Genomic DNA, 13,242 nt, shown 5'->3' with positions numbered 1-13,242 from the left:
GGTGATCGAGCGCTTCGTCGATGTCCCGGATGGGTACCTCTACACCCGCACGACGGGCACGGGACCGGACGTGGTGCTGCTGCACGCCGGCGCGGCCGACTCGCGCATGTGGGACTCCACGGTGGCCTGGCTGGCGGCGATCGCCCGGGTCACGACGTTCGACTTCCGCGACATGGGCCTGTCGTCCCGCGCCACCGCGCCCTACCGCGAGGTCGACGACATCGCCGCCGTCCTCGACGCCGCCGGCGCCGAGCGCCCCGTGCTGGTGGGCGTCTCCGACGGGGCCCGCCGCGCGGTCGCGTTCGCCCGGGCGTTCCCGGACCGGGTGGCGCACGTGATCGCGGCCGCCGCCGTGTTCGGCGAGTTCCCCGACCCGACACCGGAGGAGACCGCGGCCCGGGCCGACCTGCACGCCCACTTCAACCGCATCGTGCCGCTGCTGGCCGCCGAGGGCATCGCCGCCTACGCCGCCGCCGACATCGCCACCTGGGGCGCCGCCCTGCCCCCGCCCGACCGGCGCAAGATGGAGGCGCTGCAGATCGCGAACGCCCACTGGATCGAGCTGCCGGAGTCGCTGGGCACCGACCTGGACCCGCCCGTGCAGACCGCCTTCGCCGAGCTCACCACCCCGGTCGACGTGGTCGTCGGCGGCCACGACTTCGCCAGCACCCGCCTGTGGGCCGCCCGCCTGGCCGAGCAGGCACCGAAGGCCAACCTCATCGAAGTCCCCGCCGCCGACCACTTCCCGATGCTCTCCGCCCCCGCCGACTTCGAACGCATCCTCCGCGCCGCCCTGACCGCCCGATAACGCTACCGGCGCACGTCGCGGCCGGCCTGGATCACCGTGCCGCCGCGATCGGCCCGGGCCCGCTGGGTAACCGTCGAGCCGGCGGCGGGCGCGGGCAGCTGGGCGGCCACCTCAGCCACGAGCGCCTGGAACGCGGCGGCCAGCTCCGGATCGGTGCGCAGCCGCGCCTTCAGGGCACCGCGCAGTTCAGCGACGGCCTCCCCGGCCGCGTAGTCGTCGGCGGCCCGATCGATCGCCGTGCGGGCCTCGTCGAGCTCGGCCAGGGCCTGGCCCTCCCGCCCGGTGTCGCCGGTGCCGAACAACCGCCCCAACCGCCCCCGGACCGCGGGCCACACATCGGCGGCCATCGCCGCCACGATGGTCGCGGCACCGTTCTGCGCCAGCGCGACAATATCGAACGACATCGCGACATCCTCCGAATCGGTTGGCATTTCCCACAACTTGGCCGAGGCATTCCGGGTTTGCCGAATCGCCGGTGACGACTGGACCGATCATTGACGTCACCAGTTGTACTCCTGCGGCACAATAGCCGCCATGTCCACCCCGCCCGACGGTGTCACCCCGTACCGGCAGACCGGCACCGCCGACCGCGGCGGCCGCATCCGGCAGGCCGGCCGCGACTACATCGACAAACAATTCATCCTTTCCGGTGAATCGATTGTCGACGGTCCGGGATACGACATCACGGCCCCGCTCGACCTGCTCGACCACGCCATTCGCGGCCGCGACGAAAGCATTGACCAGCTCCACGCCGCGGCAACGGCCGCGAACGGCCAGGTGCACGTCGTCGCCGGCATGGGCGGCGGTGGCAAGACCACGGTCGCGCTGGAGATCGCCCGCCGCGCCGGCCCGGCGATGCCGGTCTGGTGGGTCTCGGCCGCCACCCCGGACACGCTCAGCAACGGCCTACGCCAGGTCGCGCTGGCACTCGGCGCGGTGCCCACCCGTGTGTCGATCGCATGGGAAGCGGCCGACACCGCGGTCGACCTGTTCGCCACCACACTGCTCGCCGCGCCCGGTCCGTTCCTGCTCATCGTCGACAACGCCGACGACCCGGCCCTCCTCGGCCGCCACGGCAGCCAGCCCGGCACCGGCACCGGCTGGCTACGCTCCGGCAGCCGCGGCACCGTCCTGATCACCACCCGCGACACCAGGCCGACCACCTGGGGCGCCTGGACCGTGCACCCGCTCCGCCCGCTGCCCGACGACGACGGCGCCCGTGTCCTGGCCGACCTCGCCCCACCGGCCGCCGGCACCGAGTCCGACGCGCGGCGCCTGGCCCACCGTCTGGGCGGCCTGCCGCTCGCGCTGTACCTGGCCGGCACGTACCTGCGCAGCACCGCCAACGCCGCCCCGTGGCCGGGCATCATCCGCCGGTACGAGGACTACCTGACCGCCCTGGACACCCACCCCGGCGCGGCCCTCGACCGCAAACCTCTCGGCAGCCTCCCCGCGGCCCGCGAGCCCCGCCAGATCATGACCGCGACCTGGGAGCTCTCCCTCAGCCTCCTGACCGAGCAGGGCATGCCCCTGGCCCGCCCACTCCTGCGACTACTCGCCTGCTACGCCGACGCGCCCCTGCCCTACTTCGCCCTCCTGGACCCCGCGATCCTCGGCGCCTCGCCGTTGTTTCCCGGCTGCAACCAGCACCACCTCGCGGAAGCAATCCACGGCCTGGCCGGCTTCGGTCTGATCGACCTGCACGAGCCGGACGACCCCCAGCACGCCCACCCGGTCGACTGGTCCGTCACCCTGCACCCGCTCGTCCGCGACACCAACCGCGCCCACCCCGACGTTGCCGCAAATCCAGAGGGATTCCCGACCCTCGCGGTACGTCTGGTGTACGCGCTTGCCGGCGCCGAACAGACCGGCCCGCCGGAAGACCCGGCCGCCTGGCCGTGGTGGCAGGCCCTCACCCCGCACGCCACCTACCTGCTGGAGCAGCACGCCACCCACCCCGACGTACAGATCACCACCAGCGCCTGCCGAGCCGCCCACCTGACCGGCCGCGCCCTGCTCGCTCAAGGCAACTACCCACGAGCCGCCACCACGCTCCAGGCCGTTCTCGACATCTGCCGGCGGATCCTCGACGAGGACCACCCCGACACCCTGGCGAGCCGCCACAACCTGGCCCGGGTGTGGCACGACCAGGGCGACCACCAGCGGGCCGCGGCTGAATACCAGGCTGTGCTGGATGCCTCGCGGCGAATCCACGGCGAGGAGCACCCTGACACCCTGGGGAGCCGCCACAACCTGGCCCGGGTGTGGCACGACCAGGGCGACCACCAGCGGGCCGCGGCTGAATATCAGGCTGTGCTGGATGCCTCGCGGGTGATCCTCGCCGAGGACCACCCCGACACCCTGGCGAGCCGGCACAACCTGGCCCGGGCGTGGCACGCCCAGGGCGACCACCGGCGCGCCGCCGCCGAATACCAGGCAGTGCTGGGCATCCAGCGGCGGGTCCTCGGCGAGGACGACCCCGACACCTTGATCACCCGCCACAATCTGGCCTGGTTGTGGTGCGTCCAGGGCGACCACCGGCGCGCCGCCGCCGAATTGCAGGCAGTGCTGGGCATCCAGCGGCGGATCCTTGGCGAGGATCACCCCCACACCTTGACCACTCGCAACAGCCTGGCCCGGGTGTGGCACGACCAGGGGGACCACCGCCGCGCCGCCGCCGAATACCAGGCCGTGCTGGACCTCCGGCGGCGGGTCCTCGGCGAGGACCACCCCAGCACCCTGGCCACCCGCCGCAGCCTTGATCGCATCCGCGAATCAGGATCAGCCGGCTGAGCGGCGGCCTTCGCCTCGAGGCCTCGCGGGTGGCCTGGAGCTGGTCGGCCATGCGGTGCCGGCGGCCCGGAGGGTGGTTGTGGCCACCGCGGTCGGCTTGGAGGTCGAAGGGTCGCCAGGACGCGCATCAGCATGACGCCGGTCGTGCTCGTGTTCCCGTGTTTCGGCGGCGGCACCACGACGATCATCCTCGGTGACCCGCCGCCCGAAGAGGCGCCGGCCGCCTGCGACGATGGCGGGCGGGTTCTCGACGGCTCGGTGGCCGGGTACGACCGATTGGGGAAAGTCATGAGCGCTGGAATTGGATACTGGATTGCCCTCGACTCGGCGGCGTCGACCGAGCGGATCGCGCGGCTCGGCTATGACTACGTCTGCCTCGATATGCAGCACGGGCTCATCGGGTACGACGGGATGGTGCGGGGGCTGACCGCGATCGACGCGGGCGGCGGGTCGAAGGGGTACGTCCGGGTCGGCGCGAACACGGCCCTGGAGATCGGGCGGGCGCTCGATGCCGGTGCGGTGGGCGTGATCGTGCCGCTCGTGGACACCGTGGACGACGCGGTGCGGGCGGTCGCCTCCGCGCAGTACCCCCCACAAGGGTTTCGCTCCTATGGACCGACGCGGGCGCAGCTGCGGATCGGCCCGAAACCGGCGGAGGCGGACGCGGCCGTGGCGTGCTTCGCGATGATCGAGACGGCCGATGGGCTGGCGAACGTCGAGGCGATCTGCGCGGTGCCGGGGCTGGCCGGTGTCTATGTGGGGCCGGCCGACCTGTGCCTGGCCATCGGCGGCGCCTACCCGGGCGACCCGGCGGTCGCGGACGCCTTCGAGGCCGCGCTGACCCGGGTCCGCACGGCGGCGGCCGCCGCCGGGGTCGCCGTGGGCATCCATACCTTTACGGGTACCGATGCCGCCCGCCGCATTGCCGAGGGGTTCACGTTCGCCTCCGTGGCCGCCGACCTCAGCCACCTGGAGCGGGCGGCCGCCGACGAACTGCGGGCGGCCCGGCGCATCGACGGGTCTGACGGCTGACGTCTGAGCGGTTAGGCTCGGGCGATGCGTTGGAAGCCGGCGCTCGGCGCGCTCGCGGTGGTGGTGCTCGCGGCCGCGGGATACTTCGTCCTGCGTCCCGGGCCGCAGCCCGCCCCGGCGGCGGCCGACTCGCCGGTGGTTTCGGCGCCGGCCGCGGCCTCCGCCGGCGATCCGGGCGGTTCGGCGGGCATGGGGGTGGCGTCGCCTTCCGCGTCCCCGTCGGCCGGGTGCGGGTCGAAGGCGAACGTGCCGGGCGGGCGGGACCCGGCCGGCGGGTGCTTCCCGGGGCCGGACAACACCGGCGTGCCCGCCGGGGTGAAGCTGGCCAAGTACCCGGGGCCGTGCTCGATCACGAAGGCCGGCACCGTCATCAGCGCCAAGCTCGTGCAGTGCGACCTGGAGATCAAGGCCGCGAACGTCACGATCGAGAAGAGCCAGATCGACGGTACCGTCAACGGCGCCAACGTCGCCTTCACGATCACCGACTCGGTCGTCAACGCCTCGCCGAACGGCATCCGGCAGACCACCGGCGTCGGCGAGTCCGGCTTCACCCTCCGCCGCGTCGAGGTCCTCGGCGGCAACCGCGGCGTGTACTGCGCCACCAGCTGCACCATCGCCGACTCCTGGATCCACGGCCAGAAGATCAAGGACGACTGGCACGCGTCGGCGGTGCGGATGGGGGAGCGCACCACCGTCACGCACAGCTCGATCGTGTGCGACGCGCCGATCCAGCCCGACCCGGAGGGCTCCTGCTCGGGCTCGCTGACCGGCTACGGCGACTTCGGCCCGATCCGCGACAACACGATCCGCGGCAACCTGTTCATGGCCACCCCCACCGCGGCCTACTGCGCGTATGGCGGCTCGACCAAGGGCAAGCCGTACTCCGGCCAGACGGCCCGGATCGTCTTCGAGAACAACGTGTTTCAGAAGGGCAGCGGCAACGGCGTGAGCTGCGCCATCTACGGCCCCGTCGGAGACTGGGACCCGGGTGCGCCCGGAGCGGTCTGGACCAACAACCGCTTTGACAACGGTACCGTCATCGCCAACAAAGCGTCTTAGTCGCGCGAGGTAACCGCTACGGGTATACGAGCCACATCGAGCTGACGGCCGCCTGCTTGCCCGCCGAGTTGATCGCGGTGACGGTGACCTGGAGGGTGTTGCCGAGGTCGTCGTCCGTCGGCGTGTAGGTGGTCCCGTCGCCGGGCAGCGGCACACAGTTGCCGGCACCGTCGCCGTCGCAGCGGGACCACTGGTATGCGAACCGCATCGGCTGTTGGCCGGACCAGGTGCCGGGCTCGGCGGTCACCTCGACGCCGACGTGCGGCGCCGCGTCCAGGAACGGTTCGGTCAGGTTGACCGGGGGGCGGTCGGTCACACCCCATCCGGTGAGCGCGATGGTCACCGAGTGGCCGATCGGTCCGTCGGTGTAGTCCAGGCGCAGTGTCCCCGGGTTGGGTCCGGAGGCCGGGCGCAGCGTCAGCCGCAGGTCACAGTCCTGGCCCGGCCGCACGATCGTCGCACCGCAGCTGTGGGCGAAGGTATATCCGCCGCTCAGCGTCAGCGAGGTCACCTGCACCGGCGAAGGGCCCGAGTTGGTGAGGAGCAGGGGCAGGGTGACCGGGTCGCCGGGCTTGTGGGCGCCGAAGTCGAGCGCGTCGCCCGGCGACACGAGGATGGAGTCCGGGGTCTGCACCGCGCCCGCGTCGCAGCTCGTCGCGCCCGGGCGGAGCGAGGGAGCACCGCGCTGGTCGGTGCCCTCGCAAAGGCCGCTGCCGGCCGGCACGACCCCACGCGCGGGGCTGTCGTACGGCAGCTGGATCGTCGGCACGGTGGTGCCGTCGTCGGCCAGGCTCGGCATGGACAGCGTGGGGACCACCCGCACCGAGTCCGACGGGGGCAGGCAGTCGCGGTCGACCACGTCGTGGTCGGCGCTGCCCGTCACGGTTGTCCAGGGAACGCAGCCACCGGTGATCACCGAGGCGGCCACGTCGATCGGGACGAAATGGGTGGCGTTCTGGAGCTGGTTCTCGGCACCGCCGGCGACACCGGACGGGTTGCCGGTGATCGTCACGTGGTGCAGGATCAACGATTCGGCGTAGGCCGCGACCCCGCCCCCACCGATGTTGCCGGCGATGGTGGAGTTGGTGATCTCTGCCGTGCCATAGTCGGTGGCGACGAACAAGCCGGCGGCACCCAGGTTGGCCGTGTTGCGGTTGACCGTCGTTGCGGTCATGGACAGCCAGGATCCGCGAAACGCGATGGCGCCGCCGGTTCCGGGCGCACCGGGCCTACCCGCCTGGTTGAACGCGAACTGGCTGTCGGCGATCATCAGGTTCGTGCCCACGGAACTGTAGATGCCGCCGCCGTCCTCGGCGGCGTTGCCGATGACGCGGACCCGCTGGATGGTCAGGTCGCCCTCGTTGACGATGCCCCCGCCGGACAGTTCGGCGACGCCGCCGGACACGGTCAGATCGGCCAGCCGCGCCGCCGCGCCGGGCTCCACGAGCAGGACCCGGCCCTGGTAGCGGCCGTCCAGGGTGGTGCTCGAAGCACCGGCGCCGACAATGGTCACCTTCAGGGGGTAGGGCACGGCGGCGGTGGTCGGGAAGTCGCCGGCGCCCAGGTGGATCGTGCCGCCGGTCGCGACGGCGGCGAGCGCGCGGTCGAGCGAGGCGCACGGTGCCGCCTCGGTGCAGGAGTTGCCGTCGGCGCCGCTCACCTGGAGATACACGTCGGACAGGCGCGAGGATGCCGCGGCCGGCGCCGGGCCCGCGACCGCCGCCGTGATCGTGAGGGCCGCCGCCGCGAACCGAGTCCACCTGATCATGTCCGCCCCCGCCCTCATCGTTTGACAATGATTAGGGCTCAATAGGCAGCGGCTCGGGGGAGTGTCGTGAACGCGGCGTTGCGGCCGGCGGTCCGGCGTGCGCTGCCGAGCTCAGTTGCTGTAGACGCGCGCCGGGTCGATGAGGACGGCGGTGCGGCGCTGTTCGAGCATCACGCGGTCGTACTCGTCCCAGTCGTCGTGCGTCCCGCCGGCGCCCGTGAACACCTCGCGTAGCAGGAGCCGCAGCCGCTCGGCGTCGACGCCGGCGGCCGGGTCGTCCGGGCCGATCAGCGTCGTCGCGCCCTCGACCGCCGCCCACTCCCAGCCCGACCGGGCCGTCACCGTAAGCCGCGGGCGGGCGCGGAGGTTGGCCAGCTTCACCTTGCCGTAGGTGACGAACCCGACGGCCGGCGCGCCGGTCAGCGGGTGCGCCAGCACGCCCGCGTTGACGAGGGAGGTCTGGATCGTGCCGTCCGCGCGCAGCGTCGACACCACCACCAGGCCCCGTTCCTTCGAAGCAAGGGCGGCAAAAGCGTCGAGCGTCGTGGTACTCACACAGGCAGCATAGTCGCGGCGGCTGGACGGGAGCCCGTGCGAGCTTGTACCTTGCAGGTGACCGAGGCCCGGCCTGAGGAGGTGAGACCCATGAACGATGTTTCGCTGTGGGCGCTCCCCCTGCCGTCACGGTCGGGCGGCTGACGTAGGTCGCCGGGAGCGCCTCATCACCAGGCACTCCCGAAAGGCACCACCATTCATGTATGACGTGATCATCGCCGGCTGCGGTCCCGTCGGCGCGCTGCTCGCCGCCGAGCTGCGCCGCCACGACGTGCGGGTCCTCGTCCTGGAGCGGGAAACCGAGCCCACCTCCCAGGTCCGCATCGTCGGCCTGCACATCCGCAGCCTCGAACTGCTGGCCATGCGCGGACTCCTCGACCGGATGCGCGAACACGGCCGCCCCCGCCCGGCCGGCGCCTACTTCGCCGCCATCGACCAACCCGCCCCCGCCGGCATCGACTCCGCCCACGCCTACCTGCTGGGCATCCCGCAGCCGGTCGTCGTGCGGGTCCTCGAGGAGCACGCGACCGCACTGGGCGCCACCGTGCGGCGCGGCTGCGCGGTGACCGCCCTCGCCCAGGACGACGACGGCGTGACCGTCGCACTGGCCGGCGGCGAGGAGCTGCGGGCCCGGTACCTCGTCGGCTGCGACGGCGCCCACAGCACGGTCCGCAAGCTGCTCGGCGTCGCCTTCCCCGGCGAACCGTCGCGCAACGACACGCTGATGGGCGAGCTGGCCGTCGACATGCCGGCCGAAGCGGTCGCCGCGGCGGTCGCGGCGGCCGGCGACAAGCGGCTCGACATCCGCCCCTCCGGCGGCGTCGCGCGGGTCGTGGTCCCCGCCGCCGGTGTCAGCTCCGAACCGCCGACCCTCGACGACTTCCGCCGCGAACTGATCGCCGTCGCCGGCACCGACTTCGGCGTGCACTCGCCGCGCTGGCTGTCCCGCTTCGGGGACGCCACCCGGCTGGCCGCGCAGTACCGGACGGGCCGGGTCCTGCTGGCCGGCGACGCCGCCCACGTCCACCCGCCGACCGGCGGCCAGGGCCTCAACCTAGGCCTGCAGGACGCATTCAACCTGGGCTGGAAACTGGCCGCCGAGGTCCGCGGCCGGGCCCCGGCGGGCTTGCTGGACACGTACCACACCGAACGCCACCCGGTCGCCGCCGACGTCCTGGACAACACCCGCGCCCAGGTGGCCCTGCACGCGACCGACCCGGGCGCCAAGGCCCTCCGCCGCCTCCTGACCGAACTGCTGCACTTCGACGACGTCAACCGCTACCTGCTGGAGAAGACCACCGCGATCGGCATCCGCTACGACTTCGGCCCGGGCCCTGACCTCCTCGGCCGCCGCCTGCCCGACCTGGACCTGAAACCGGGCCGCCTCTACGACCAGCTCCACCGGGGCCGCGCCCTGCTCCTGGACCGCACCGAACGCCTGACCACCGGCGCCTGGTCCGACCGCGTCGACCACCTGGCCGACCCCACCGCCGCGATCGACGCCCCCGCCCTCCTGCTCCGCCCCGACGGCCACGTCGCCTGGATCGGCGACTCCCAGCCGGACCTGGACGTTCACCTGGCCCGCTGGTTCGGCTGATCCTCGCGTTGACCACCCGCCGGCCTGGCTCTTCGGGGCCGGGCCGGCGGCTCCCGGCTCCGGTCCCCGGCGAGGGCGGCGACCTCCGATCCGCGACGAGATCAGGCGGCGGGTCGAGCCGCTCGTCGCCGAGCTGGCGGGCGGGCGCTGCGGCGGGTCAGCGGTGGACGGCGGCCACGGTGGCGGTGACGGCCCGGCCGGCGGCCAGGGTGCGTCGCACGCCGGCGGCGCCGTTCTCGCAGTAGTGGACGGTGTGGTCGCTGCGCTGCAGGTTGTCGGAGATGCGGGGGAGCCGGCGAACAGGGCCAGGGGGATGCTGATCGCGGCCGGCGCGAATGAAGTCCTTGACTATGACGCTGCGTCAGCCCCGCATGCTGACGGCCATGACCATTCCCATCCAGGTGCACGGCCTGGAGAAGTCGTACAAGCAGCTGCGCGTCCTGCGCGGCGTGGACCTCGAGGTGGCGCCGGGCCGCATCTTCGCCCTGCTCGGCTCCAACGGGGCCGGCAAGACCACCCTGGTGAAGATCCTGGCCACGCTGGTCAAGGCCGACGCCGGCACGGCCCACGTCAATGGCTTCGACGTCGCCACCCAGGGCGCCGGCGTGCGCGCGTCCATCAGCCTCACCGGCCAGTTCACCGCCGTCGACGACATCCTCACCGGCCGCGAGAACCTGGTCCTGGTCGCCCGGCTGCGCCACCTGAAGGGCCCCGGGGCGATCGCCGACGAGCTCCTGGCCCGGTTCGCGCTGACCGAGGCCGGCGCCCGGCGGGCCGCGACCTACTCCGGTGGCATGCGCCGGCGGCTCGACATCGCGATGAGCCTCATCGGCACCCCGCCGGTCATCTTCCTCGACGAGCCAACGGCCGGCCTCGACCCGCAGGCTCGCATCGAGGTGTGGCAGGCGGTCAAGGAGCTCGCCGCGGCCGGCACCACGGTGCTGCTCACCACCCAGTATCTGCAGGAGGCGGAGCAGCTGGCCGACCGGACCGCGATCCTCCACGCGGGCCGGATCGCGGTCGACGGTACCGTCGCCGAACTCCAACAGCCGACCCTCGAAGCACTCTTCCTCACGGTCGTCGGTGACGCCGCATGAGCGCCCACTTCCTGCGCGACACCGCCGTGCTGACGGGCCGTACCCTCCGGCACGTCACCCGCAGCCTCGACACCGTCATCACCACCCTGATCACGCCGATCGCCATGATGCTGCTGTTCGTCTACGTCTTCGGCGGCGCGATCGACACGGGTTCGGTCGCGTACGTCAACTACCTGCTCCCCGGCATCCTGCTGATCACGGTCGCCTCGGGCATCGCCTACACGGCGCTGCGGCTGTTCACCGACATGCGGGACGGCATCTTCGAACGGTTCCACTCGATGCCGATCGCCCGCGCCAGTGTGCTGTGGTCGCACGTGCTGACCTCGCTGGTGGCCAACGCGATCTCCCTCGTGGCCATCATCGGTGTCGCGCTCGTCATGGGCTTCCGCTCGAGCGCCGGGCCGCTGGACTGGCTGGCCGTCGCCGGCCTCCTGCTCCTGTTCACCCTGGCGCTGACCTGGATCGCGGTCATCCCCGGCCTCACCGCGAAGTCCCCGGACGGCGCGGGCGCGTTCTCCTATCCGCTGATCTTCCTGCCGTTCATCAGCTCGGCGTTCGTGCCCACCGCCACCATGCCCGGCCCGGTGCGCGCCTTCGCCGAGCATCAGCCCGTGACATCGATCGTCAACACGATCCGGGCCCTGCTCGCCGGCCAACCGGTCGGCACCGGTGTCTGGACCGCAGTCGCCTGGTGCCTCGGCATCCTCGTCATCGCCTACCTCTTCGCGGGTACCGCCTATCGTCGTAGGATCGCCTGAGGATGCTGACGATCAGCCAACTCGCGGCGTATGCCGGCGTCACGGTGCGCACGGTGCGGCACTACCACCAGATCGGGCTGCTGCCCGAGCCGCCGCGGGACGACTCCGGCTACCGGCGCTATGGCGCGAAGGCGGTCGTGGCCCTCATCCAGATCCGCACCCTGGCCGACGCGGGCGTGCCGCTGGGGCGGATCGGCGCGATGCTCGAAGCCGACCCGTCCGCGTTCGCCGAGGCGGTCGAGCGGATCGACGGGCAGCTGCGCGACGAGATCGAGCGCCTCGAGGCCAGCCGCAAGCAGATCGCCCAGCTCACCTCCGGCGACCGCCTCACGCTGCCGCCGGAGGTGGTCCGCTATCTGGACCGGCTGCGGCGGCTCGGCGTGGCCGAGAAGGTCGTCGAGGGCGAGCGCGACGGCTGGATCCTGGTCGCCGCGCGCTGACCGGACCGCATCCACGAGATCATGCCGGCCAAGCACGCACAGCTCGACGATCCGCGCGTCGTGCGGCTGTACCAACTCGGCTCGACGCTTCTGGAGAGCGACGCCGGCCCGGGCGACCCGCGGCTGGAGGAGCTCGCGGACATCCTGGCCGCCGTGACCGCGGAGGCCTACGCCGCCGCCGGGTCCGGCCCGGCCGACGAGGACGTGCCGTATGGCCTGCTGGACGCGCTCGCCGTCGAGTCCGACCCGCGGGTGCGGCGGCTGCTCGACCTGGTCCGCGAGCGCGGCTGGTCGAGCTGGACGCGTACCCGCCCGGAACCGCTCCAGCGCTAACGCCGGTGCGAGATGCTCTGCTCCCGCACGAGGGAGTCGACGGCCTCCTGGGTCGAGCGCAGCCGCTCCATCGTCGCGTTGATCTGCTGGATGCTCTTCACCGCCTCACCGGTCTGCGTCCGGATCTGCTTGATCTGCACCCCGATCTGCTCGGTCGCCTGCCCGGTCTCGGTCGACAGCTCCTTGACCTCCCCGGCGACCACCGCGAACCCCTTGCCGGCGCTCCCGGCCCGGGCCGCCTCGATCGTCGCGTTGAGGGCGAGGAGGTTCGTCTGCGCGGCGATGCTCGTGATGAGGTTGCCGACGTTGCCGATCTCGATGCTGCTGGCGTCGAGCTTGCCGATCGTCGCCGCGGCCTCGTCGGCCCGCGCCGCCGCCGCCGTCACCGCCTGCCCGAGCTCCTGGCTGACCTGCCCGAGCTTCGCCGCCGACCCGGACAGCTGGGCCAGCTGGTGCTCGGCCGTGGCCATCAGCGTCTTCTCGTTGTCGATGTCGAACAGGGCCCCGGCGACCCGCAGCGGTGTCCCTTTGGCGTCGCGCTTGGTCGCCCCGGTGGCCCGGAACCAGCGGTAGCTGCCGTCCTTGAGCGCCAGGCGGTACTCGATGTTGTAGGGGATGCGCCCGGTGCGGTCGTTGAGGTGGTTCATGAACGCGGTCACGACCCGGTCCACGTCCTCCGGGTGCAGCCGCGACGCCCAGCTGGACAGGATGTTGGGGAAGTCCCGCTCGTCGTTGAAGCCGAGCATCCGCCGGAAGTCCTGCGACCAGTTGAACGTGTTGTTGGGGTTGACCGGGTCGTCGGCCACGACGTCCATGTCCCACAGCCCGATCCCAGCCGCGTCGGTCATCAGTTCGAACCGCTCCAGCGCCGCCGACCCGTGCTCCCGCAGCGCCTCAACTTCAGCACGGAGCGCATCCCGCTCAGCCGTCACCGCCGCCAGCTGCCCAGTGTCCCGCGAAGCGCTCCGAGTCTCACCCGTGTCCTTGGAAGCCCGTCCCCAC

11 protein-coding genes and 1 pseudogene are annotated in these 13,242 nt (G+C 72.4%); 8 read left to right on the top strand and 4 right to left on the bottom strand.

Annotation, left to right across the window (positions count from 1 at the left end):
• Window position 1: 1 nt before the first annotated feature.
• Window positions 2–808, top strand: coding sequence for an alpha/beta fold hydrolase (locus ACIA8L_RS12135; protein ID WP_395903360.1), 807 nt, complete (start codon window positions 2–4; stop codon window positions 806–808).
• Between the two features lie 2 nt (window positions 809–810).
• Here ACIA8L_RS12135 and ACIA8L_RS12130 read toward each other — a convergent pair whose 3' ends face one another.
• Window positions 811–1,212: a hypothetical protein gene (locus tag ACIA8L_RS12130; RefSeq protein ID WP_395903358.1), complete on the bottom strand. Its 402-nt coding sequence runs from the start codon at window positions 1,210–1,212 to the stop codon at window positions 811–813.
• 130 nt (window positions 1,213–1,342) lie between these two features.
• On the opposite strand from ACIA8L_RS12130, the gene ACIA8L_RS12125 reads away from it, so the two are divergent.
• The 3 genes from ACIA8L_RS12125 (at window position 1,343) to ACIA8L_RS12115 (ending at window position 5,692) form a co-directional block, all read left to right on the top strand.
• Window positions 1,343–3,601 (top strand): tetratricopeptide repeat protein, encoded by a 2,259-nt coding sequence (locus tag ACIA8L_RS12125; protein WP_395903356.1) that lies wholly within the window; start codon window positions 1,343–1,345, stop codon window positions 3,599–3,601.
• Window positions 3,602–3,733: 132 nt separating this feature from the next.
• The gene (locus tag ACIA8L_RS12120) at window positions 3,734–4,633 is read left to right on the top strand and encodes an HpcH/HpaI aldolase/citrate lyase family protein (RefSeq protein WP_395903354.1); all 900 of its coding nucleotides are present in this window, start codon (window positions 3,734–3,736) and stop codon (window positions 4,631–4,633) included.
• A gap of 24 nt (window positions 4,634–4,657) precedes the next feature.
• Complete coding sequence (locus ACIA8L_RS12115) at window positions 4,658–5,692, top strand: hypothetical protein (protein WP_395903352.1); 1,035 nt, start codon at window positions 4,658–4,660, stop codon at window positions 5,690–5,692.
• A gap of 16 nt (window positions 5,693–5,708) precedes the next feature.
• Here the strand turns inward: ACIA8L_RS12115 and ACIA8L_RS12110 are convergent, their stop codons facing one another.
• Both ACIA8L_RS12110 and ACIA8L_RS12105 read right to left on the bottom strand, forming a co-directional pair.
• Window positions 5,709–7,460 carry a choice-of-anchor Q domain-containing protein gene (locus tag ACIA8L_RS12110; protein WP_395903350.1) on the bottom strand — a complete coding sequence of 584 codons (1,752 nt, stop codon included), beginning with the start codon at window positions 7,458–7,460 and terminating at the stop codon, window positions 5,709–5,711.
• 111 nt (window positions 7,461–7,571) lie between these two features.
• A complete protein-coding gene (locus tag ACIA8L_RS12105) occupies window positions 7,572–8,015 on the bottom strand; it encodes a TIGR03618 family F420-dependent PPOX class oxidoreductase (protein ID WP_395903348.1) in 444 nt (147 codons plus the stop codon).
• 199 nt (window positions 8,016–8,214) lie between these two features.
• Between ACIA8L_RS12105 and ACIA8L_RS12100 the strand changes: the two genes are divergently transcribed.
• From ACIA8L_RS12100 to ACIA8L_RS12085, 4 genes and pseudogenes are all read left to right on the top strand, one after another.
• Window positions 8,215–9,612: an FAD-dependent monooxygenase gene (locus tag ACIA8L_RS12100; protein WP_395903346.1), complete on the top strand. Its 1,398-nt coding sequence runs from the start codon at window positions 8,215–8,217 to the stop codon at window positions 9,610–9,612.
• Window positions 9,613–9,983: 371 nt separating this feature from the next.
• The gene (locus ACIA8L_RS12095; RefSeq protein WP_395904192.1) at window positions 9,984–10,709 is read left to right on the top strand and encodes an ABC transporter ATP-binding protein; all 726 of its coding nucleotides are present in this window, start codon (window positions 9,984–9,986) and stop codon (window positions 10,707–10,709) included.
• Window positions 10,706–11,467, top strand: a complete 762-nt coding sequence (locus tag ACIA8L_RS12090) for an ABC transporter permease (RefSeq protein WP_395903343.1) — start codon at window positions 10,706–10,708, stop codon at window positions 11,465–11,467. Before ACIA8L_RS12095 ends, ACIA8L_RS12090 begins: the two co-directional genes overlap by 4 nt.
• 2 nt (window positions 11,468–11,469) lie before the next feature.
• A pseudogene (locus tag ACIA8L_RS12085) lies at window positions 11,470–12,240 on the top strand (MerR family transcriptional regulator).
• On the opposite strand, the gene ACIA8L_RS12080 reads toward ACIA8L_RS12085, so the two are convergent.
• Window positions 12,237–13,172: a PAS domain-containing methyl-accepting chemotaxis protein gene (locus ACIA8L_RS12080; protein WP_395903341.1), complete on the bottom strand. Its 936-nt coding sequence runs from the start codon at window positions 13,170–13,172 to the stop codon at window positions 12,237–12,239. The pseudogene ACIA8L_RS12085 and the gene ACIA8L_RS12080 overlap by 4 nt on opposite strands.
• Window positions 13,173–13,242: the final 70 nt, after the last annotated feature.

Source organism: Dactylosporangium sp. NPDC051541, assembly GCF_044454505.1.
Taxonomy (GTDB): Bacteria; Actinomycetota; Actinomycetes; order Mycobacteriales; family Micromonosporaceae; genus Dactylosporangium.
Note: the sequence above shows the minus strand (reverse complement) of the source record. Positions and strands in the feature narration are given on the sequence as shown.